The organism is Sphingomonas sp. (genome assembly GCF_017745215.1).
In the GTDB taxonomy this organism is placed as follows: Bacteria; Pseudomonadota; Alphaproteobacteria; order Sphingomonadales; family Sphingomonadaceae; genus Sphingomonas.
Genome location: NZ_JAGHZV010000026.1, coordinates 13,078 through 34,716, shown reverse-complemented (window position 1 = coordinate 34,716; position 21,639 = coordinate 13,078). Strand labels below are relative to the sequence as shown.

General features: G+C 65.9%; 18 protein-coding genes, 1 tRNA gene and 2 pseudogenes. 10 read left to right on the top strand and 11 right to left on the bottom strand.

Annotated features, from left to right (window positions below; translation table 11 throughout):
* The 3 genes and pseudogenes from J7495_RS19020 to J7495_RS19010 form a co-directional block, all read left to right on the top strand.
* Window positions 1-888: pseudogene (locus J7495_RS19020) on the top strand (hypothetical protein); the annotation flags it as partial.
* Window positions 821-1,792 carry an RHS repeat-associated core domain-containing protein gene (locus J7495_RS19015; protein ID WP_294058529.1) on the top strand — a complete coding sequence of 324 codons (972 nt, stop codon included), beginning with the start codon at window positions 821-823 and terminating at the stop codon, window positions 1,790-1,792. The pseudogene J7495_RS19020 and the gene J7495_RS19015, both read left to right, overlap by 68 nt.
* 657 nt (window positions 1,793-2,449) lie before the next feature.
* Window positions 2,450-2,788, top strand: coding sequence for a TrbC/VirB2 family protein (locus J7495_RS19010; RefSeq protein WP_294058528.1), 339 nt, complete (start codon window positions 2,450-2,452; stop codon window positions 2,786-2,788).
* 116 nt (window positions 2,789-2,904) lie between these two features.
* Here the strand turns inward: J7495_RS19010 and J7495_RS19005 are convergent, their stop codons facing one another.
* The 5 genes and pseudogenes from J7495_RS19005 to J7495_RS18985 all read right to left on the bottom strand — a co-directional run bounded on the left by J7495_RS19005 (window position 2,905) and on the right by J7495_RS18985 (window position 7,225).
* The gene (locus J7495_RS19005; RefSeq protein WP_294058533.1) at window positions 2,905-3,033 is read right to left on the bottom strand and encodes a recombinase family protein; all 129 of its coding nucleotides are present in this window, start codon (window positions 3,031-3,033) and stop codon (window positions 2,905-2,907) included.
* 138 nt (window positions 3,034-3,171) lie between these two features.
* Window positions 3,172-3,501: pseudogene (locus J7495_RS19000) on the bottom strand (recombinase family protein); the annotation flags it as partial.
* Between the two features lie 538 nt (window positions 3,502-4,039).
* The gene (locus J7495_RS18995) at window positions 4,040-5,425 is read right to left on the bottom strand and encodes a hypothetical protein (protein ID WP_294058526.1); all 1,386 of its coding nucleotides are present in this window, start codon (window positions 5,423-5,425) and stop codon (window positions 4,040-4,042) included.
* The gene (locus J7495_RS18990) at window positions 5,415-7,058 is read right to left on the bottom strand and encodes a tyrosine-type recombinase/integrase (protein ID WP_294058524.1); all 1,644 of its coding nucleotides are present in this window, start codon (window positions 7,056-7,058) and stop codon (window positions 5,415-5,417) included. Before J7495_RS18990 ends, J7495_RS18995 begins: the two co-directional genes overlap by 11 nt.
* Before the next feature lie 81 nt (window positions 7,059-7,139).
* A tRNA-Tyr gene (locus J7495_RS18985) sits at window positions 7,140-7,225 on the bottom strand.
* Between the two features lie 125 nt (window positions 7,226-7,350).
* Here J7495_RS18985 and rlmB point away from each other — a divergent pair.
* Window positions 7,351-8,097 carry a 23S rRNA (guanosine(2251)-2'-O)-methyltransferase RlmB gene (gene rlmB / locus J7495_RS18980; RefSeq protein ID WP_294058523.1) on the top strand — a complete coding sequence of 249 codons (747 nt, stop codon included), beginning with the start codon at window positions 7,351-7,353 and terminating at the stop codon, window positions 8,095-8,097.
* 24 nt (window positions 8,098-8,121) lie between these two features.
* Window positions 8,122-8,838 (top strand): hypothetical protein, encoded by a 717-nt coding sequence (locus J7495_RS18975; RefSeq protein ID WP_294058521.1) that lies wholly within the window; start codon window positions 8,122-8,124, stop codon window positions 8,836-8,838.
* 44 nt (window positions 8,839-8,882) lie between these two features.
* On the opposite strand, the gene J7495_RS18970 is transcribed toward J7495_RS18975, so the two are convergent.
* On the bottom strand, window positions 8,883-9,200 hold the full coding sequence (locus J7495_RS18970) for a 2Fe-2S iron-sulfur cluster-binding protein (RefSeq protein WP_294058520.1): 318 nt from the start codon (window positions 9,198-9,200) through the stop codon (window positions 8,883-8,885).
* Window positions 9,201-9,284: 84 nt separating this feature from the next.
* Between J7495_RS18970 and J7495_RS18965 the strand changes: the two genes are divergently transcribed.
* Window positions 9,285-9,908: a DNA-3-methyladenine glycosylase 2 family protein gene (locus J7495_RS18965; protein WP_294058531.1), complete on the top strand. Its 624-nt coding sequence runs from the start codon at window positions 9,285-9,287 to the stop codon at window positions 9,906-9,908.
* 27 nt (window positions 9,909-9,935) lie between these two features.
* On the opposite strand, the gene J7495_RS18960 is transcribed toward J7495_RS18965, so the two are convergent.
* Window positions 9,936-10,826 carry an ROK family protein gene (locus J7495_RS18960; RefSeq protein ID WP_294058519.1) on the bottom strand — a complete coding sequence of 297 codons (891 nt, stop codon included), beginning with the start codon at window positions 10,824-10,826 and terminating at the stop codon, window positions 9,936-9,938.
* Between the two features lie 352 nt (window positions 10,827-11,178).
* Between J7495_RS18960 and J7495_RS18955 the strand changes: the two genes are divergently transcribed.
* Window positions 11,179-11,793 carry a response regulator gene (locus J7495_RS18955; RefSeq protein WP_294058518.1) on the top strand — a complete coding sequence of 205 codons (615 nt, stop codon included), beginning with the start codon at window positions 11,179-11,181 and terminating at the stop codon, window positions 11,791-11,793.
* A 170-nt stretch (window positions 11,794-11,963) separates the two neighbouring features.
* Here the strand turns inward: J7495_RS18955 and J7495_RS18950 are convergent, their stop codons facing one another.
* The 4 genes from J7495_RS18950 to J7495_RS18935 all read right to left on the bottom strand — a co-directional run bounded on the left by J7495_RS18950 (window position 11,964) and on the right by J7495_RS18935 (window position 17,804).
* On the bottom strand, window positions 11,964-15,191 hold the full coding sequence (locus tag J7495_RS18950) for a TonB-dependent receptor (protein ID WP_294058517.1): 3,228 nt from the start codon (window positions 15,189-15,191) through the stop codon (window positions 11,964-11,966).
* A 398-nt stretch (window positions 15,192-15,589) separates the two neighbouring features.
* On the bottom strand, window positions 15,590-16,081 hold the full coding sequence (locus tag J7495_RS18945) for a DUF1203 domain-containing protein (RefSeq protein ID WP_294058515.1): 492 nt from the start codon (window positions 16,079-16,081) through the stop codon (window positions 15,590-15,592).
* Window positions 16,078-17,136, bottom strand: coding sequence for a bifunctional DNA-binding transcriptional regulator/O6-methylguanine-DNA methyltransferase Ada (gene ada, locus J7495_RS18940; protein WP_294058513.1), 1,059 nt, complete (start codon window positions 17,134-17,136; stop codon window positions 16,078-16,080). The genes J7495_RS18945 and ada overlap by 4 nt, the downstream gene beginning before the upstream one ends.
* A gap of 29 nt (window positions 17,137-17,165) precedes the next feature.
* Window positions 17,166-17,804 carry a hypothetical protein gene (locus tag J7495_RS18935; protein ID WP_294058512.1) on the bottom strand — a complete coding sequence of 213 codons (639 nt, stop codon included), beginning with the start codon at window positions 17,802-17,804 and terminating at the stop codon, window positions 17,166-17,168.
* 125 nt (window positions 17,805-17,929) lie between these two features.
* Here J7495_RS18935 and J7495_RS18930 point away from each other — a divergent pair, with 125 nt between their 5' ends.
* The 3 genes from J7495_RS18930 (at window position 17,930) to J7495_RS18920 (ending at window position 21,636) form a co-directional block, all read left to right on the top strand.
* Window positions 17,930-18,469, top strand: coding sequence for a TetR family transcriptional regulator (locus J7495_RS18930; protein ID WP_294058510.1), 540 nt, complete (start codon window positions 17,930-17,932; stop codon window positions 18,467-18,469).
* Between the two features lie 90 nt (window positions 18,470-18,559).
* Window positions 18,560-20,011, top strand: a complete 1,452-nt coding sequence (locus J7495_RS18925) for an MFS transporter (protein WP_294058509.1) — start codon at window positions 18,560-18,562, stop codon at window positions 20,009-20,011.
* Window positions 20,008-21,636 carry a glycoside hydrolase family 43 protein gene (locus J7495_RS18920; RefSeq protein ID WP_294058507.1) on the top strand — a complete coding sequence of 543 codons (1,629 nt, stop codon included), beginning with the start codon at window positions 20,008-20,010 and terminating at the stop codon, window positions 21,634-21,636. Before J7495_RS18925 ends, J7495_RS18920 begins: the two co-directional genes overlap by 4 nt.
* The last annotated feature ends 3 nt before the right edge of the window (window positions 21,637-21,639 follow it).

Below are 21,639 nucleotides of genomic sequence, written 5' to 3'. Positions count from 1 at the left end.
TCCGAGCCCGACGTCAGCTATACCTACGATCTCGTGGGCAACCTTACCGGAGCGAGCCAGACGGGCAATGCGCTGACGTTCGGCTATGACGCGCTGGGCCGCAACACGAGCCAGGGCGGCCCGCAGGGCACGATGAGCTATCAGTATGACGCGGCCGGGCGACGCACGCGGCTGACCTGGCCGGACAGCTTCTACGTGACCTACGACTATCAGGTGACCGGCGAGGTCACGACGATCAAGGAAAGCGGCAGCACGACGCTCGCGACCTATGCCTATGACGACCTTGGCCGCCGGACGAGCTTGACGCGGGGCAACGGCAATGTGACGAGCTATGGCTTCGACAATGTTTCGCGGCTGGCCTCGATCGGGCTGAACCTCGACGGCGCCACGACCACCAACGACGTGACGACGAGCTTCATCTACTCGCCCGCCAGCCAGATTGCCGGACAGACGCGGACCAACGACCTTTACGCCTGGGGCGGGCACTTCAACGTCAATCGTGGCTATACGTCCAACGGGCTCAACCAGTTGACCGCGGCGGGCGGGACGAGCCTCGACTATGACGCGCGGGGCAACCTGACCTCTTCGGGCTCGGACAGCTTCGGCTACTCCTCGGAGAACCTCCTGACGAGCGCGACGGTGGCGAGCGTGAGCACCACGCTCAGCTACGATCCGGCGCTGCGGCTGTACCAGACGGCGGCGGGGACCACGACACGCTTCCAGTACGACGGCGCCGATCTGATCGCCGAGTACAACAGCTCGAACGAGCTCCAGAAGCGCTACGTCCACGGCTCAGGCGTCGATGAGACGCTGGTGGAGTATGACAGCAGCGGCAACCGCACCTATCTGCTCGCGGACGCGTGGCTCGATCGTAGCACGGGCGGATAACTCCGGCGCCAAGACGGCGATCAACAGCTATGATGAATATGGTATCCCGGCGAGTGGCAACGCCGGGCGATTCCAATATACCGGGCAGACTTGGCTGCCCGAGATCGGCATGTCCTACTACAAGGCGCGCATGTACTCGCCAGCACTGGGACGCTTCATGCAGACCGACCCCATCGGCTACGGCGACGGGATGAACGTGCAAGCATATGCTCGGAACGACCCAATCGGGAAACTCGATTCGAGCGGCTTGTCAGGTGACGATATCGTGGTCTGCGGAGGCTGCGGTAGCGTGACAGGCCATAGTAATATCGTTAATTTCTTCAATAGCTTCCGTCCTAATATTTCAATGCAGTCCGTTGTAGATTCAGATTCAGATTCAGATTCAGATATATTCAATTACGATATTGTAGTCGAAGCGACCAAACCCAAACCATCGGTTACGCAAGCGGGGTTGAAACCACCAAATGGCACGGGAAATGTTCCGGATTGTCAAAAAGCGCTAGGTGAGCAGGGCGGCATTCTCGTTCTCTTTGTCGACGGTTCTGTCGTAGCGGGTTATGGAGGCAGTGGTGCAGTGGGTGTCTTTTTAAATCTTTCGACGGGGACTCAGGGATTTTTCGCTTCGGGTGGTTGGGGTTCGGGCCTAGAGGCGGGAGTTAGTATCAAGGCAGGGTATTATAAGAATATTGGATCTCTGTTCGGCTTCAATGCGAATATAAGCGTGTCCATTGGAGAGTGGTCCGGAAATATAAACTTTAATAGTGATGGAAAATTGGTGGGGGCGAGCGCCGGCCCCGGCGTGAAGTTAGGCTTGAAGAAGTGGCCAATTAAATCGCCGAAAGCCGGCAGCTCTGCTGGCACTTCAAACACCATTATATTTGGATGTGTCCTTGGTAGCTATTGAGAGAAAAGACTAAAAATATGAAATATGGCTCCCTCACATTGATCGCATTTATATTTTTAGTATGGACGTATTTATTATTACACAAAGAGGATCAATCAAATTTTAAATATTTTGTTGGCTGTTATCGCGGACCGAAAACTTTAAAAAATCCATACATTGAGATAAAATCGGACAAAATATTGAAATTTGATTCAAATGAAACGTCGGTATCATTCATGTCCGACAATATAAGCTGGGCGCTTTCCCCAGGGCATAGATTAGTTATATCGGATAATAGGCTATTTCTATCATCGCGCGGAAGTATTTTACTGATTAGAGCTGAAAAAAATCCGAAATTAGATCATATATCGATATTCGATGAAGAATATCATCCTATAAAATTTGAAAAAATTAAATGTTATAAGTGATATATATTTCGATTATTCCATACCTCGAAGGACAGAAATTACGCAGACTTTATATCAAATTACCTTACAATCGACCTGCGGCACTTCGCTACAATATTCAGCTGGCGCGCATCGTCCGCGCCGAATGGGCTGCGACGTAGCAATTTGGAACAGCCTGCGCTGCACCTTGGCGCAGACTGGAAGGACTTCCTTCGGGCGAATGCTTCGCGTGGGCCTTCCTTTCCACCCTCCTCGTATCTAGTGCTTGTCCATGCCCAGCAATGCCGCAATCCCCGCCGCAGCATACTGGATGGAGGCCACACTTCTCGGCACCATCGCGACCACGCTCGCGGTTGTGTGCGTTGCTGCGGTAGGGCTCGGGATGCTCAATGGTCGCCTTGACATCCGCCGAGGCGTCACCGTGATTGCAGGTTGCTTCGTGCTGTTCGGATCGACATCGATTGCCGCGGGACTGCGCAGCCTGACCGACCCAAGCGACGGCGTCCTTGAACTCGCGGCAACTCCGCCGCCCATCCCATCGTCACCCGAGCTTCCGCCCCCACCGTCCCAGGCGCGCGATCCCTACGCTGGCGCAGCCTTGCACTTCTGAGGGTTCATCCTCGCGTGACATCGGCCGCGGAACCGGAAGTCGCGATGTGCCTCGGCGACCCCCGCCGATACCACGATCAACAAAAGCAGGGCACAGCGCGAGCGAGCCTCGGCGGCTCAGGCAAGGCGCCCCAACAGGTTTCGTACTGAAGATGGATGCCATCTGCCGCCGCGAGCGGTCACGATACCACGTTCGTTCAACGCCCGGGCGATTGCGTGCAACGATGTCGACCCGCTCGCGCACACATCCGCGATGATCGGGGCATAGTCGGCCGCGCGACAGTTTGCGCCATCCCGCACCGCTGCCGTGGCCGCGCGATTGCCCTTGGCGGCCCGCAGCAACGCCTCGGCTCCATTCGGGTTACCCAGCTTGACGCCCCTCGCCTTCGCCACTGCCAGCGCGTCACGAGTGCGGATCGCGATGGCTTTCCGCCCTGCCAGGGCAACGGCGGCCATGATGTGCACCGTCAGTTCGTTCGCTTCGGGCATGTCGGCGGCGAGGAAACGCGACCCGCTTTCCTGCAGAGTCGCGAGGAATGCCATGTTCCGCGAAAGGCGATCCAGCTTGGCCACGACCAGCACGGCGCCGGTGACCTTAGCGAGGTGCATCGCAGATGCCAGCTGCGGCCGGTCGTTGCACCCGCCGCTCTCGACTTCGGTGAATTCGGCGGTAATCGCCCAACCCCGCGAGCGACAGAGCGACGCCACCGCCTCCCGCTGCGCTTCCTAGCCGAGCCCGGAGCGCGCCTGATTTTCGGTTGAAACACGGTAATAGGCAACAACCCGACACATCGAACCATCTCCATACAAATCCACGCAACGGTCGTTAGGCGAATTTGTACGGCAGTGGAATCCTGGCGCAGGTCCGTTTGTCGCTGGGATGACTCGGTCGGACTCAAAGTCGTGATGCGGTGAACTCAAAGCAGTTGCCAGGCGCATCCTTCGTGGAACGACCACCCCCACGGGGGGACAGCCGCCGCGATCCGGAGCGGCATATCACTTCGGATTTTTGCAGCTAAAAACGACGGGACTCTGCCCGCTGTTCTCAAGCGGGGACCAGCCGTCGAGCCTCGCTCTCCAAGAGTCCTGACTAAAGAGTCCTGACTATTTCTTCCGACGCGCGAGGATCACCCCTCCGCCGAGCAGGTCGCTTATGGGGACCAGTATGCCCTAAGGTCCCCCCAGAGGTGGTCCAGAGCGCACACCGATCTCTACCCCCCAGCTGGAGGAGAGTGGCCAATCGTGCACAGGATCACGACAGCGAGGAGCGGACCAATTGCTCCGCCTCGGAGGATGACCAGCCACTAAGGACGGGATCGGCGGCGATGCCAGTCCGCTCCAAGAGCCGGCGCCGGTAGACCTCGTACATGAGCCGCCCTAGTCGGACCTCTGCCGAGCGAGGAACGATGAAGCTATCGTGCACCGGGAGGCAAGGGATGCCTTCGACGGTTAGCGCTTCGATCACACCGTCTGCGATTTCGCTGTCGATGAATTGCAGTTCCATGCCTCGCCCGGTCCGCAGCCACGGCCTGATGGCCGCGAACGCAGCCTCAACCTCGCCCACAAAGGCCGGGAACGCGTCTTTCGCGAACAAGCCCTTCATCGATTCGCTGGCCCGAATGGGCACGCCGGGCGCGGCGTTGAGGAGCTTGGCGAAGACGGTCTTCACGGCCTCGCGATATATCGCCGGGTCATGGCCCGGCAGGCTATAGGGGTCGTCTGCAGGCGCCAGCGGGTGTCCCTCTAGATGAAAGGCTAGGCGCGGTTGATATGCCCGGAAGTCCAGCTCCACGGTGTCCTCGCCGTCGATAAGGATTCGCGCACGGTCGATTGAGGGTAGCCCCTGCCACCAACCGCCATAGAACCGCCCGCCATGATCCCAGCGGCCGTTGCTGAACACGCGGTGCAGGTGCCCCTTGTCGATTGTCAGCCTCGCGGGACGCTCACCATCAAACGAGTAGGTATGGTGGGCCCGCAACCGGTTTGCGTCGGTCACTCTCCGAGCCATTGCCTGCGTCATCGGCGTCTCGGAGAACGGAAGATAGCGCTTGCCCGCGCCGCGCTGGATCGGGGCGCGCAAACGAATCGGTCGCCCTGCGATAGCGTTGCCCGCCGCGATGCTGTCGGAGGTGACGCCGAAGACGTCCTCCATCAACGCAACCAATAACGGCTCGGCGCGCGTCCGCGAGCGATAGCCAGTACCGACGTCGGCACCGCCGAAGGGATTCGCGCGGCGGCTATAGGAGCCCGGTCGGGTCGACGCGTAGCCAGCGGATTCGAGAAAGGCGACTACCTGCGTCACTGCGGTCAACGAGGTACGGTTATATTCACCGCTCTGCCCATAGTCGGCCTTGCGGCGCGAATAGGACAGGAAGCGCGCCGGGTCTTCCTTCGCGCAGGCATAGAGATCGAGCGCCACGGCAGACATCGTCGCACGCAGCCGCTCACCGTCCGCCGGCCTACGAGCGCGTGCCCGAGCTTCGCTGTCCTCCATCTGCCACAGGAGATGACCTACGGCTGCTTGGGCCGCATCGTCGGCGGGCACCAGTGTCCAGTCGAGCGGCCGACTGTTCTCCAGATGTGGACGATGCGGAACTCCCTCGGGTGCCGCGGGGGCTTCGGGCACTTCAGCGGGCATAGAGATGCGAAAGGTCCAACCGGGGATAATCGATCTTCGCTGCGGACGCGGCGAGCTGGCGGATGGAAATCCCGCTGCCGTAGACCCGGCCCGATCCGACCTCAGCGCGTCTTGCAAGCGCCCGCCGCGTGCGATCCGGTAGTTCCGCACGTGCCAGCGCGTCCTCGTAGCAATGGCGGAACGAATGCATCCCGAGCTTTCGGCCCTCAAGGCCCATTGCCTTGACCCGATCACGGAACTCGCGGGCGAGCTTCGCGCCAACCTGGCCGCGCCCGTTCACGACCCCTTCGGGGAACAGCAACATCTCTCCCGCAGACCTTCTGGTCTCGACGAAGGTGAGGAAGCCCAATCGAGCCAGCTCTGGGTGGAGTGGCAGGGTTGCTCGCGCTTCCTTCGTCTTCAGACGCTTCTCGCCGTACGCTCGGATGTGGAGCACTGGAGTATCTGCATCGCTTCCGACATCCTCAACCCGAAGACCCACAGCCTCCCCGTTCCGAAGGCCGTGGAAAAGGCAAAGCAGCGGTACCCAATAGTCCCCGAGCCTACCGAGGTCCGCGCTCCAAGGGCGATCCCACGGCGACGCCGAGAACAGGGTCTGGAGCTGTTCACCGCTGAACGGGTCACGGCGCTCGGCATCGTCGACCGGGTCGAACACCGACAGGCTTCCGAAGGGGCTGGAAGGAATCCATTGTTCCCGCACAGCCCAATTGAAGATGGCCGCGATGTGGATCAGGTAGCCGTCGTTGATGGTCTTCGGCTGGATTATGGGCAGGTTGAGCATTTTGCCCTTCTCTACCGCTTGGAGAACGGTCAAGCCCTTCAGCTCCTTCCGCTTGCCGAGATTGGTGGGCAGGCTCTCCAGCAACGTCACAACACCCCTCGCTTCCTCGCGGGAGATGCTTGCCACCGCCCGTCCAGGGAACACATCACGAAGCAGGCGGAACACAGGCACGGCAGCCTTCTTACTCGACCCGCTCCAACCCGGCGCCTTCTCCTTCTCGTAGGCTTCCAGCAGAGCCTCCAAGGTCTTCCCCGGCTCCTCGCGGGCGGCCTCCGGGAGGTCGCGCATGGCGGTGTCGCGGGGGGAATATTCGACGCCTTCGAGGTGCGCGACCGCAGCCTCGTGCAGTTCCACGAAGGCCCGCATCAGCATTCGCCTGAGATAGTCGGCGGAGGGCCCTTCATCGGCCAGCTCAATCCCGGCCTGTCGCGCCATCGTTCGCGCCAGCGGATACACCGGCGTGTAGTCGTTGCGCCCGAGAGAGGCGCGCGCGGTCGCTAAGCGTTCCCGCGTCGTGCTCAGCAACTCGCGATGCTCCAGCATCTCCACCTGTCGGCGGACGACGAACGCAGGCAGCGTGTTGCGGTAGAACTCCGCTGCCATGCGATGTGCCTCGGCCTCGCTCAGCTCGCTCCGAGGTGCCGCGGAGACGCCATCGCGGGCCTCGCGGACACGCCGCTCGTATTCAGCGGCGATCAGCGGCAAGCGCTCCTGGGCCTGCTTGCGATCCTCCTCGCCTGTCGAGGCGTTGAACTCGCCCTTGAGAATCGCGGCGACGTCGCTTGGCCAGCGCTTGCGGACTTGCCACTTGGCGGAGCCCTTCCGCCGGGACAGTTTGAACACCTCAGCCACGCCCTTCGTGTAGCGGTTTTGTGTAGCAACGAAAGGCGAAAAGGTGAGGATTTTCAGCGATTTCAGCCCTTTGGATCGGGCTGGTGGACAGGGCTAGATTCGAACTAGCGTACGCTTGCGCGGGCAGATTTACAGTCTGCTGCCTTTAACCACTCGGCCACCTGTCCTTGGAGCCGCTTGCCAGCGAGCGCGTGCCAATGCCGAAGCGAGGCCCCCCTGTCAACGCCTTGCGCGCACGGATCGCGAGGCATAGCGTCACCCGCCTGATGATCCTCCCGAAGACCCTCGCCTGATGGCACGCCGCGCCCATCGACCCAGCCAGGCGCCCGCGTCGCGCCCCCGCTTCTACGGGCGGCACGCCGTCCTCGCTGCGCTCGCCAACCCCGAGCGGACGGTGCGCAAGATCTGGGGCACGCGCGAAGTCCTGTCGGCGCTCGACCTGCCGCCGGTGGTGCCGATCACCTATGCCGAAGCGGGCGACCTTGCGCGCCTCGTGCCGCCCGACGCGCCGCACCAGGGGATCGTCGCCGAAGTCGATCCGCTCGACGACATCTGGCTCGGCGACCTGCTCGAGGCGGGCGCCAACGACCGCCGCCCGCTGCTGCTGCTCGACCAGGTGACGGACCCGCACAATGTCGGCGCGATCCTGCGCTCGGCGGCGGCGTTCGACGCCCTGGGCATCATCACCCAGGACCGGCACGCGCCGCCCGAATCGGGCAGCCTCGCGCGATCGGCCTCGGGCGCGCTCGAAGTCGTGCCCTGGGTGCGCGTGGTGAACCTGAGCCGCGCGCTCGACGAGATCGCCGAGGCGGGCTTCTGGCGCGTGGGGCTCACCGGCCACGCCCGGGGCACGCTCGGCGAGGTGATGGGCGAGGCGCGGATCGCGCTGGTGCTCGGCGCCGAGGGCGAAGGCATGCGCCACAACACCGAGGCGCATTGCGACGAGCTTGCGCGCCTGCCGATCGGGCCTAAGGTGGAGAGCCTCAACGTGTCGAACGCCGCGGCGATCGCGCTCTATGCGGTCACCACGCGCGGCTGAGGCGCTGCAGGGGAGGATCGTACGATGAATCGCTGGGTCAAGCCGTTGGCCGCGGTGTTGCTGCTGCCGCTGGTGCTCACCGCCTGCCTGTTCCTGCCGGGCAAGTTCGAGTCGACGCTGACGATCCACGCCGACCGCAGCTTCACCTTCGCCTACAAGGGCGAAGTCGTCGCCGCCGACCTCGAGGGCGCGATGGGCAAGACGCTCTCGGGCATGGGCGAGTCCAAGGACGGCGGCAGCGAGGAGTCGAACGAGCCCGAGGAGAAGCCCGACCCCAAGAAGGCGGCCGAGGAGAAGGCCAAGAAGGAAGCCGAATATCGCGAGGTCGCGGTGCAGCTCGCCAAGGAAGCCGGCTATCGCAGCGTCGAATATCGCGGCGAGGGGCTGTTCTACGTCGATTACGAGATCTCGGGCGTGCTCACGCACAACTTCGTCTATCCGTTCGACATGGACACGCAGATGATCTTCCCCTGGCTGGCGATCGAGCTGAGGGGCAAGGACGTGGTGCGGGTGAAGGCGCCGGGCTTCGCCAAGCAGGACAATTCGGTGAACGGCATGCCGATGGCCTCGGGCGAGGACAAGCTCGACGGGACCTTCACGCTGGTGACCGACGCCGAGGTGGTGAGCCAGAACGAGGAGAGCGGCGGCACCGCGGCGGGCGGCATGCGGACGTTCAAGTGGCGCGTGAACGCACGGACCGACGATCCGCCGATGGCCGTGCTGAAGGTGAAGGGGCTCTGACCCCACGGCCATCATCCCGGCGAAAGCCGGGATGACGGTTAGGTTTAATCCTCCGCCGCGATCCGCACGCGCATCCCGTCGAGCGCATCGCTGAACGGAATCTGGCACGAGAGCCGCGAGCGGTCGTCGCGGTCCGAGGCGCAGTCGAGCAGGTCGTTCTCGTCCTCGCTCATCGCCGGGAGTTTGGCCGCAAATTCCGGATCGACATGGACATGGCACGTCGCGCAACTGCAGCAACCGCCGCACAGCGCGAGCAGCTCGTCGAAGCCGTTCTCGCGGATCACTTCCATCACGCTGAGACCCGCCTCGCCCATGACCTCGCGCTCTTCCCCGTTCCTGGTCACGACGATAAGCTTGGGCATGATGATCTCCTTCAGTCGCGGTTCCCATGCCGCCCTTCCAGCGCGCGCGCAAGCATCGGCCGGAACGCCATGGGCCAAGCTCCCGTGGGCCTGAGCGCGGGGCAACTCAAGGCATCGCTCGATGCGCTCGCCGCGGTCGAGCCCGCCTTCGCCCGGGCGATCGCGCGCGCCGGCTATCCCGAGCCGCGGATCCGCGAGCGCGGCTATGAGACGCTGCTGCGCACGATCGTCGGCCAGCAGGTGAGCGTCGCCGCGGCGCAGTCGATCTGGAACAAGCTCGCCGCCGCGCTTGGCGACCTGACCGATCCGAACACCGTCGCCCGCGCGAGCGACGAGGAACTGCGCGCCGCAGGGCTCAGCCGGCAGAAGTCGGGCTATGCGCGCAGCCTCGCCGACGAAGTGACGAGCGGCCGGCTCGACCTGATGCACCTGCCGGAGGACGACGAGGAAGCGATCGCCGCGCTCACGCGGATCAAGGGCATCGGCCGCTGGTCGGCGGAGATCTACCTGCTCTTCGCCGAGGGCCGCGAGGACATCTGGCCCGCCGGCGACCTCGCGGTGCAGATCGAGATCGGCCGCCTCCTCGGCCATGCCGAACGCCCCTCGGAGAAGCTCACCCGCGAGCTCGCCGAGGCCTGGCGCCCCCACCGCGGCGCCGCCGCGATCCTGGCGTGGCATCACTACAAGGTGGACATGGAGGTGATCTGAACCCCCGAGCCCCTTCAGGCAAGGGGCTCAGGGGTTCAGCGCCTCCAGCCCCATCGCGATCGCGCCCATCGGGCCGGCCATCGCACCCAGCCCCGGCGGGCCGAGCCGCGTGTCGAGCCCGGCGGTCCAGGCGTCGAGCGAGCCGTAGCCGCCGATGCTCTTCGCCAGCCGGGCACGGACGCGCGGAAAGAGATAGGGCCGCGTCTCGACAACGCCGCCGCCGATCGCGATCCGCTGCGGCGCGAGCGTCACCACCAAGTTGTGGAGCATGCCGCACAGGTCGTGGACGAACAGGTCCCACTCCGGTCCCTCGTCGGGCAGGTCCTTGCCCGGCCGGCCGAAGCGATGCGCAAGCGCCGGCCCCGAGATCAGCCCCTCGACGCAATCGCCGTGGAAGCGGCACCAGCCCTCGAACCCGTCGCCCGCCATCCGCGGCACGCGCATGTGCCCCGCCTCGGCATGGGTAAACCCCTGCACGGCAACGCCGCCGCTGACCACGCCGACACCCACGCCCGTGCCGATGGTAATGTAGCAGTGCGAGGACAGCCCCTGCGCGGCGCCCCAGCGCGCCTCGGCGAGCGCGGCGCCGTTGACGTCGGTCTGGATCGCGATCGGCTTGCGGTAGCGCGCGGCGAGGCGCCGGTAGAGGTCGGTGCCGGTCCAGCCGGGCTTGGTCGTCGCGGTGATCGAGCCGAAGTCGGCGCGCGTGCGGTCCAGCTCGAGCGGGCCGAAGCTCGCGATCCCGATCGCGTCGAAATCCCAGCGGTCGAGCGCCGCTTCGATCGCCGCAAGCGTCTCGTCCGGCTGGGTGGTGGGAATCGTCTCGCGCGCCGCGACCGACTCCGGCCCGCCGCCCAGAAGCGCGACGCACTTCGTCCCGCCCAGCTCCAATCCCGCGATCACCGGCCCCTGTCCCATGACGGAGCGCTAGCGCAGGCCCGCGGCGAGGGAAAGTACTGAGGCTGCACCAAGATTTCGCTAGGTCGAATCCGGATTCGCATGCATAAAGGTCATGTTGCAGTCACAATCATCGATTGGGAGCGGCAAAGGGTCATGAGTCGTTCGAAGAATTCTCCTGCCCGGGAAAGCAGTGAGATTTTAACTCCATTTTGGATAAATTCGACCGGCCTGAACTTGCTGCACTGCAATACGCCAAACAGCGTGCGGTCGACGGGGCGTTGTCCGCACGAATCAAGGCCGGTGCAGGGAATGGGCGGTGCCACGGTCTTCCAGTTCACCCGCGAGAGCGGCGCATTGGAGGGTCCGAGTAATGCAGCAGAATGTTCACTTGGTCGAAGACGACGATCTTGTGCGCAAATCCACGAGCTTCCTGCTCAGCAACTCAGGGTATAGAGTCGCCGCTTACGGCTCCGGCGAGGAATTCCTCGAAGAAGTCGGCGATTCGCCGAGTGGTTGCGTGTTGCTCGACGTCCAGCTGCCCGGAATCAGCGGGCTCCAGGTCCAGTCGCAGCTCAACGAGCGCGGGATCTCGATCCCGGTGATCGTGCTCACCGGCCATGGCGATATCGCGACCGCGATCGCCGCAATGAAATCCGGGGCGACCGATTTCATCGAGAAGCCGTTCGACCAGGCGCTCCTGCTCGGCGCGATCGATGCGGCGTTCGACCGGTTCGAGGAGGCGCGCGCGAGCGGATCGGTGTCGCACGGCGCCAAGGTGCGGCTCGACGCGCTGTCGAACCGCGAGCAGGACGTGCTGCGCGGCCTCGTGGAGGGCAAGGCGAACAAGGTGATCGCGCACGACCTGGGGATCAGCCCGCGCACGGTGGAAGTCTATCGCGCCAACCTGATGGGCAAGCTGGGAGTGCGCTCGCTCTCCGAGGCGCTGCGCATCGCCTTCGCCGCGGGACTCATGGACGGAGAGTGAGTCCTTGTCCCGCTTCGCGGGCGCGCGCCGTGCCGCAACGTTCCAGCGCGGCCGAAACCAACGAAAGCGCCGCTCTCCCAGGGTGGAGAGCGGCGCCTTGGTCGGGAGGGCCGGGGAAGCCGCGGCGGTGGGTCAGCGAACCTGCGCCGCCGCCTCCCCTCGCCTGGGCCTCAGAAGCGTCCGCGCAGGCCGATCATCACCTGGCGGCCCGGATCGTAGAGCGTGAACGCCGCATTCTCGAACTGGAAGTAGCTGCGCTGCTTCGCCTTGGTCAGGTTCTGCACATCCAGCGTGAGCTCGGGCAGGAACTTCGTGCCGGTGATCTTGGCGAGGTCGAGCGACGCGCCGAAGTCCCATTGCTGGTAATCGTCGTTGTAGAGCGCTGCCGCGGTGATGCCGTTCTGCGGCGCGGTCGCGCTGATGCTGCCCTGGTTGAAGGTGGTCGACATCCGCAGCATCACACCGTGATTCTCGTAATAGCCGGTGATGTTGTAAGTCACCGGCGATACCCCCGTCGCGACCGCGGGCGCATTGCCCGAGCCGCTCTGGTTGATGAGCGTCAGGTTCGCGTTGAAGCCGAAGCCGTTGATGCCGAGGTAGCGGCCCAGGATGAAATCGAGCGGCTGCACCCAATTCAACTCGAGACCGGTGACCTTGAGCGTGCCGGTGGCGTTCACCTGCTGGTTGAGCACCACCTTGGTGGAGGCGACGCTGGACGCCGTGCAGGTGGCGATCGGAACGCCCGCGCGGCCGCAGATGCCGGCCTGCTGGGTCGGCGTGAGCGTGTTGAAGGTCACGCCGTAGAAGGCGAGATCGGAGAAGTTGGTGCTCAGGCCCTGGGTCACGGTGAAGCCGGTCACGGCCTTGCGGAAGGCAGCGAAGCCGACATAGCCTTCGTGGCCGGTGTAATATTCGAAGCCCAGGTCGATATTATTCGAAATGAAGGGCGCCAGCGCCGGGTTGCCGACCGATCCCGAATCGGCCGAGGGGCTCGAGAAGTTGAGGCCCGGGAGCATCACGCTCGGATTGGGCCGCGTCATCGTCCGCGAAGCCGAGGCGCGCACCACCGTATTCTCGCCGATATGGAAGGCGGCGGAAGCCGACGGCAGCCAATTGTCATAGTCGTTCTCGGTGTAGACGAAGTTGACCAGGCTCGGATAGCAGGAGCCGTCGCGCGGCGGATTTGCCGTGCTCACGCTCGTGCCGGGGCAGTCCGCGGGCAGCGGGCCCACGCCGTCGGGATCGGTGGAGTTGCGCGGGTCGGTGATCGAGACGCGGCCGCCGACGCGCTGCTTGGTCTTCACCCAGCGGATGCCGGCGTTGAAGGTCAGCCGGTTGTCGCCGATCGCCACGTCGCCGTTCAGCTCGGCGAAGGCGCCCAGCGTGCGTTCGCGGATGTCGCCGTCGGAGGCACCGGTGTTGGTGCCGCCCGAATTGGGCGCGGAATTGTGGAAGGCGTCATAGTTCGACGCAGCGGTGAATTTCGGCCAGTCGACCGTGATGAAGCCGTCGGGGCCCGGCTTCAGATAGGAAGCGAGGCTGGCGTTCGGGATCAGCGACCCGGCATAGGTGATCGGGCCCGCCGAGCCCGCGGTGTAGCCGGTGCCGTAGGCCGGATAGGTCGGATAGACATGCGCGGTGTCGCCAACCGGCGGCGTGGCGGTGTTGAGGCCCTCGCACGCCGGCTGGCGGTTCGGGCCCGGCAGGAACACGTTGGGCCGATCGCCGCACACCGCATTCTGCCACGCCTGGCTGTTGTCGTAGCCGCGGATCCGGCGCGAGGTGTCGTCCCAGGCGCCGCCCATCCGGAAATTGAGCGTGTCGCCGCCATATTTGAAGCTGCCGCGAACGCCCTTGGTATAGGTCTGGCGACGCTCGTCCTGGACGTTCACGCGCCCGCCCGGCCAGCCGAAGGCCGCCGGATTGTTGAGATCCACGTTGGACGTGATGATCGGCATGTCGCCGCTGCTATTGTCGTAGTTGACCGTCACGCCGGAGCTTCCCGGGGTGATCACCAGCACCGTCGGCGATTCGCGGTGGAAGATGCTCTTGGTGTAATTGGCGTTGAGGTCGACGTGGATCACGTCCGAAAGCTCGGCCTCAACTCCCGGGTTCACGCTCCAGAACTGGATATGTTCGTTGAACGGGCGATATTCGAGGAAGAATTGCGCGTTGTAATAGGTGCCCTTGGTGACGGTGCAGCCCTGCGAGCAGTCGGTCTTGTCGTATTGGGTGTTGACCGGGATCACCGCGCCGTTGCGGCCGACCCAGTTCATGTCGATGCGATCCATCGTGTTGCGCCGGCGCGCGAACATGCCGTCGACATAGGCATGGATCGCGTCGCCCTTATATTCCAGGCTGCCGATGAGGCTGATCCGTTCCTTGGTGCCATATTCGTCCGACGGGCGGCCGAGGCGCGGGATGATGCCGTTGTCGATCTGCTGGATCGTCGCGCCCGGATTGTGCGCGAGCAGCCACGCCTGGTCGATCGTGGTGCCGGTGGGGGCGCCGCTGATGCCGGCGTTGGCGGGGACGCTGCCTGGAATCGTCCAGTTGCCGCCGCCCGTGCCGTTGCAGGTGCCGCTGCACTGCGCCGCGCTGAGCTGAGGGTTGGTCCAACCGATCGTCTCGAAGCCGGTGACGCGGACCTCGTTGTGGACGCCGGCCACGCCGACGAGCACGCCGAAGTCGCCCGAAGTCATGCTGGCGAGCGCCGAGCCGCGATAGCCCCACTTATCGGCGTTGCTGCCCTTGGTGACCTGGCCCGAGTAGGTGACGTGCGTGCCCGGATTGTCGAACGGCCGCGCGCTGCGCATGTCGACCGTGCCGGCGGCGCCGCCCTCGAGCATGCCGGGGGTGGGGCTCTTCGAAACGGTAAGCTTGGTGAAGAGCTCGGTCGGGAAGAGGTCGAGATCGACTTCGCGGTTGGTGTTCTGCGAATCGGTGCGCCCCGTCGACGCGACGAGGATCGGCGCATTGTTGAGCGTCACGCGCGTGAAGTTGGTGCCGAGGCCGCGGATGGTGACGCTCAGGCCCTCGCCGGTGATCTCGCGGCTGATCGTGACGCCGGGCACCCGGTTGAACGATTCGGCGATGTTGGTGTCGGGGAACTTGCCGATATCCTCGGCGAAGATCGTGTCGGTGAAGCCGGTCGCGCTCTTCTTGGCGTTGGTCGAACTCTCGAGCGACTTGCGATAGCCGGTGACCACGATCTCGTCGCCGTCCGGAGCGGGGTTGTCCTGCGCCAGCGCGGGCGCGTCGGCGGCAGCAGCTTCGGTCTCGGCCGGCTTGTCGGCGAGCGGATGCGCGAGCGCGGGCCAGGCGGTGCCGGCCAGCAGCATGGCGCCGAGCATCGCGGCGCGGCGCGCGGAATCCGGGTGTGCGAACAATCTGATCATGGGTTCCCCCTCCTGATACGCCTCTCACGGGCACCTCCGCCCATCGCCCCTCGCGATGTTAGCGGTCACAGCTTCGGCTATTCCTTGTCTGAGTTAGTGTCAACTCATACATTTCTGAAGCGGGATAGTCGTGGGAAAACAACCCATTGCCGTGAGAATGGAACAGGCTGAAATATTTGGGAAATCTGTCTTAGAATTCGGTTGGGTGGCGCGATGGACGCGGAAACGAAAATCGCCCGCCTCCCGGGGAGGCGAGCGATCCTGTTAGCGCTAACCGGTCCCATGCCAATCGACCGTCATCCCGGTGAAAGCCGGGCCCCAGGGTTACGGAAGGCACCGCTCGCGGCCCTGGTTCCGGGCTTTCGCCGGAATGACAACTTGGCCGTCAGGGAGGCGAGTCAGGCCGCCGCCCGCGCCTCCGCTTCGAATCGCTCGATCCGCGCCGCGAAACAGCCATGGGCCGCATTGTGCGCATGGATGTAAGCCACGTCAGGCCGCGCGAAGAGCTCGTGGATCTTCGCCTCGACGTCGCCCGGCAGCGCGAGCAGCGCGCCCTTGAGGTTGCCGTCGGCGCCATAGCCGCGCAGCGAGATCGGGCGGCCGCGGAACACCGGTGGCAGTTCGTCCTCATGGACCGCCGCTTCGAGCGCCGCCTCGCGGACATAGATGGCGAAGCCGTTGCGATAGGGCGTCGCCACGTCATGGTCGACATGGTTGAGGAGCAGCAGCGCCTCCCCCGCCTCGGCATCGGCCAGCGTCACGCGGCAGGGATAGCCGGGATGCTTGTCGGCGATCACGCGTACCACGCCTTCGGCCGCCAGCACCTCGTCGCTGAGCCCCGCGAGATGCGCGAAGCGCGCGGGGCCCAGTCCTTCGATCCGGTAGGTCATTCGCCCTGCTCCTTCACCCCTTCGCGCTTGCGCAGCACGAGCTTGCGGTCGATCCCATAGGCATAGCCGCCCATGCTCCCGTCCGATCGCTGCGCGCGGTGGCAGGGGATGATGATCGAGACGTGGTTGGCGCCGCACGCCGTCCCCGCCGCGCGCACTGCATTGGGGTTGCCCGCCGCCGCGGCGAGCTGCGCGTAGCTCAGCGTCTCGCCCGGCGGGATCGCGCGCAGCGCCTGCCACACCGCTTCCTGGAAGGCGGTGCCCTGCACGTCGACCGGCAGGTCGGCATCGCGCCCCGGCGTCTCGACTTCGGCGACCACCCGCGCGGCGAGCGCCGCGAGCGCCGCCCCGCCCTGGACGATCTCGGCGGCGGGGAAGCGCCGCGCGAGCTGGATCGCGTCTTCGTCGAAGGCGACGCGGCACAGCCCCTTGTCGGTCGCGGCGATCAGCAGCGGCCCGAGCGTCGTGTCGGCGATCGTCCAGCGGATCGTCACGCCGGCGCCGCCGCGCTTCCACACGCTCGGCGTCATGCCGAGGCGGGCATTGGCGGTCTCGTAGAAGCGGCTCGGCGCGGAATAGCCGGCCTCGTAGATGGCTTCGGTCACGCTGTCCTCCTGGTGTAGCGCCTCGGCGGCACGGCGGGCGCGAAGGCCGCGGGCATAGGCCGCGGGCGTCACGCCGGTCGCGCGCTTGAAGAGGCGGTGGAAATGATGCGGGGCATAGCCGACCCGCTCGGCGAGCTCCTCGAGCGCGATGCCTTCCTCGGCGGCTTCGATCAGCTCGACCGCGCGGGCGACGGCGATGCGATCGCGGCCGACCTCGTCGGGCTTGCAGCGCAGGCACGCGCGGAAGCCGGCGCCGCGGGCGGCGTCGGCGTCGGCGTAGAAGCGCACATGCTCGCGCTTCGGCCGCCGCGCCGGACAGCTCGGCTTGCAATAGATGCCGGTGGTGGTCACGGCGACGATGAAGCGGCCGTCCGAATGGCGGTCGTGCGCCATGAAGGAGGCCCAGGCCCAAGCCCACTCGTCGTCGTCGGTTCTGGGTGCGTTGCTCATGGCGCCGATATAGGCCGGCGCCGCGAGCCTCACATCCCGCCGCTTGCGCTCAAAGCAAGATCCTTCGCGAAGCGGCCCGACCAGAGGTACACACCCGTCGCGAACATCCAGGCGGACTCGAGCGCATAGACGAGGATCGCGCCGGCGACGTTCATCCGCACCGCGCCGGCGAGGAGCAGCGCGACCGGCACCAGCCCTGCTGCGAGCCCGAGTGCGCCGAGCGCCTTCGCGGGCCAGCCCTGCCAGTGGAGCAGCCCATGCCCCCAGAGCAGGAACGCCACTCCGGTCGCGACCACGCCGAGCCGCGCCAGCGCCTGGTTGAACTCCCAGGCGAGCGCGAACACGTCCGGCCCCACCGTGGGTAGGCGCGAGGCGAGCGCGGGCACTGCGAAACCGTTGATCGTCGCAGCGCCGATGTCGCCCAACAGCGCGACGCCCCAGGCGATCGCGCCCGCAAGCATCGCCGGTCGCCCGATCCCGCGGCGCAGCGCAATGTGGAGCAGGCCATAGGTCGAAAGTCCGATCAGCAGGATCATCGCGGCGTGCACCGGCCCGCCGATCCCCGAATGCATGCTCGTCGGATGGTGCGCCATCACCAGCACCGAGAGCAGCGCCGACCCCGTGAGCACGCGCCCCGCGAGCCCGTCGTACCGCGCCGTTTCTTCCATTGCCCGCTCCGCGAATTGACTGATCCCGCCCTGACTGTACGGCTTGGGCGCACAGCGGAAGCGGCAATGCGGGGCTCCAGTCCGATAGCGGACTCGACCCCCGCAAAGTCCGGAAAGCGGAGGCGATGGCGAAGCTCGACCGGCGAGTGGCACGGACGCGATCGGCGCTGGTCGCGGCGTTCAACCACCTCATGCTCGTCCGCCGCCAGCGCCACATCAAGGTCGACGACATCGTCGCCGAAGCCGATGTCGGCCGCTCGACCTTCTACGAGCATTTCGCCAGCGCCGACGCGCTGATGCTCCAGGCGATGCGCACCCCGATGGCACCGCTCGCCGATGCCGCGGCGGGCGCGGGCGATCTCGCGCGGGTCACCTGGGTGCTCGAGCATTTCTGGGAGAACCGCCAGCGCGCCCGCGAGCTGCTCGGGCGGATGGACGCGCAGGTCGTGCGCGTGCTCGCCGAGATGGTCGCCGAGCGGCTCGAGGCGCGCGGCGCGGCGCTGACGATCCCCCTCCCCATCGCCGCGCGCCAGCTCGCCGACGCCGCGCTCGGGCCGGTGCGGAGCTGGCTGATGGCCGAGGCGCCGTGCACGCCCGCTGTGCTGGCGGAGGCGATCTGCCGTGCGGGCACGGCGCTGACATCGGCACTCCAGCCGGCAGAATAACTCGGACCAAGCCTTGCCCTTCGCGCCGCTTCGCGCCACCGTTATCGCTAACAGGCAGCGCGCCGACGCGCGGCCGGCGGGAGAGGGCAGTTGAGCTTCTGGCAACGCACGCGGGCGCTCCGCTGGTGGATCATCGTGATCGTGATGCTCGGCACGATCATCAACTATCTCGTCCGCCAGACGCTGGGCGTCGCAGTCGCCACCGACGCCTTCAAGGCCGACGTGCCGATGACCAAGGAGCAGTACAGCTGGGTCACCGGCGTGTTCCAGGCCTTCATCATGCTCCAGCCGGTGGTAGGGTACATCCTCGACCGCATCGGCTTGCGCACCGGCATGGCGATCTTCGCGACCGGCTGGGGGCTGCTGATCGCCGCGCATGGGCTCGTCGGCAACTGGCAGGGGCTCGCGGCGCTGCGCGGGGCCTTGGGTTTCGCCGAGGGGACGGCGCATACCGCCGGGCTCAAGGTCGTCTCCGAATGGTTCCCGGCGAAGGAGCGTGGGCTCGCGGGCGGGATCTATAATCTCGGCGCCTCGGCGGGGATCGCGCTCGCCGGACCGCTGGTCGCGGTGTCGATCGTCTGGTGGAGCTGGCGCGCGGCCTTCTACGCCGCCGGGCTGCTGGCGCTGCTCTGGGTGCTGCTGTGGCTGCGCTGGTATCGCACGCCCGATTCGCATCCCGATCTCGCGCCCGAGGAGCTGGCGACGATCCGATCCGGGCAGGAAGCGCACCTCCAGGCGGGGAGCGGCGAGAAGCCGCCGGTGCTCTCGCTGCTCGGCCGGCGCAACTTCTGGGGGATCGCGATCCCGCGCTTCCTCGCCGACCCGACCTGGGCGACGCTCACCTTCTGGCTGCCGCTCTACCTGAGCGAAGCGCGCGGGCTCGACCTCAAGTCGCTCGCGATCGCCGTGATCGTGCCCTTCGTCGCCGCCGACCTGGGCTGCCTGTTCGGGCCGGCGCTGGTGCTGTTCCTCGAGCGGCGCGGCGTCCAGCTGATCGACGCGCGGCGCTGGACCTTCACCTTCGGGGCGCTGATGATGACGAGCATGGCATTTGTCGGCACGGTGACGAGTCCGACGGCCGCAGTGATCCTCCTGAGCCTCGGCGGCTTCGCGCACCAGACGCTGTCGGTCACCAACCTCACGCTCGGCAGCGACCTGTTCCGGCGCAACGAGATCGGCACGGTCGCGGGCATGGCGGGGACGATGGCGAACCTCGGCGTGATGATCTTCACGCTGCTGATCGGCGCGCTGGTGACCAAGATCGGCTATACGCCCTTCTTCGTCGCGCTCTCGGTGCTCGACCTGATCGCCGCCGCGCTGCTCTGGACGCTGGTGCGCAAGCCCGGCGGCAAGCCGGAGCGCGAGAGCGGGATCATCCCGATCCTGCTCGGCGGCGGGACGGTCGCCTATCTCGGCGGCGTCGCGGGCATTGGCGCAGCGGGGATCGCGGGGTACGTGGGCTTCGGATTCGGGGTGCTGCTGCTCGTGCTCGGCATCGTCATCGAAGTCCGCGTGCGCAGCCGAAGGACCCTGACCGCATGATCCGCAACCCGATCCTGCCGGGGTTCAATCCCGATCCCTCGATCTGCCGCGTGGGCGACGACTATTACATCGCCACCTCGACCTTCGAATGGTTCCCCGGCGTCCAGATCCACCACAGCCGCGACCTGGTGAACTGGCGGCTGCTCACGCGGCCGCTGGTCCGCAAGGGCCAGCTCGACATGCGCGGCGATCCGGACAGCTGCGGCGTCTGGGCACCGTGCCTCAGCCACGACGGCGAGCGCTTCCACCTGATCTACACCGACGTGAAGCGCTACGGCCGCACCAGCGTCGGCGGCGCCTCGGGCGCGAGCTTGCGCGACTTCCACAATTATCTCGTCACGTGCGACACGATCGACGGGGAGTGGTCCGACCCCGTCTACCTCAACAGCAGTGGCTTCGACCCCTCGCTGTTCCACGACGAGGATGGGCGCAAGTGGCTGCTCAACATGCTGTGGGACCATCGCCCGGGCCGCAACCGCTTCGCCGGGATCGTCGCGCAGGAATATTCGCCCGAGGCGCGCGGACTCGTCGGCGAGCGCGTGAACATCTTCGCGGGCACCCCGCTCGGCCTGACCGAAGCGCCGCACCTCTATCGCCGCGGCGGCTTCTACCATCTCCTCACCGCCGAGGGCGGCACCGGCTGGAACCACGCCGTGACGATGGCGCGCAGCCGCGAGCTGCTCGGGCCCTATGAGCTCCACCCCGACACCTATATCCTCTCGAGCCGCACTCGCCCCGACGCGCCGCTGATGCGCGCGGGCCACGCCGACCTCGTGGAGACGGCGGCGGGCGAGACGTACATCGCCTATCTCTGCGGCCGCCCCCTGAGGAACCGCGGCCGCTGCATCCTCGGCCGCGAGACGGCGCTCCAGCCGATGCGCTGGGGCGACGACGGCTGGCTCTACACGCTCGACGGCTCCGGGCTGCCGATGCTGAGCGCATCCGCGCCCGGCCTGGCGCCGCACCCCTGGCCCGAGACTCCCGCCCGCGCCGACTTCGACGACGCCGAGATGCCGATCGACTTCCAGTGGCTGCGCACCCCCGAGCCCGAGGCGATCTTCAGCCTCGCCGCTCGCCCCGGCCACCTCCGCCTCTACGGCCGCGAGAGCATCGGCGCGCTGTTCACCCAGTCGCTCGTCGCGCGGCGCCAGCAGGCCTTCTGCTACACCGCCACCTGCGCGATGGACTATGCGCCCGAGCATTTCCAGCAGGCCGCGGGGCTGGTCGCCTATTACAACAGCGCCAAGTTCCACTACCTCCACGTCACGCATGACGAGGAGCACGGCCGCCACCTCCGCGTGATGTCCGCTCTCCCCGACTCCCCCGTCGCCGACGCCTTCACCGCGCCGTTGCCGACCCCAGAAGGCCCGATCGAGCTGCGCTGCGACGTGGATTATGAGCGCCTCCGCTTCGCCTGGCGCGTGGACAGCGGCGCGTGGAACTGGCTCCCAGAAGTCTTCGACGCTTCGATCCTCTCCGACGAAGCCACCGCGCCGGGCCAGCCCAACTTCACCGGCGCCTTCGTGGGGATGGCCTGCCAGGACACCTCAGGCGCGGCGCTGCACGCCGATTTCGACTGGTTCGACTATCGTGAACGCGAGTATCATCCCGCCCCGGGGGGATAGGGC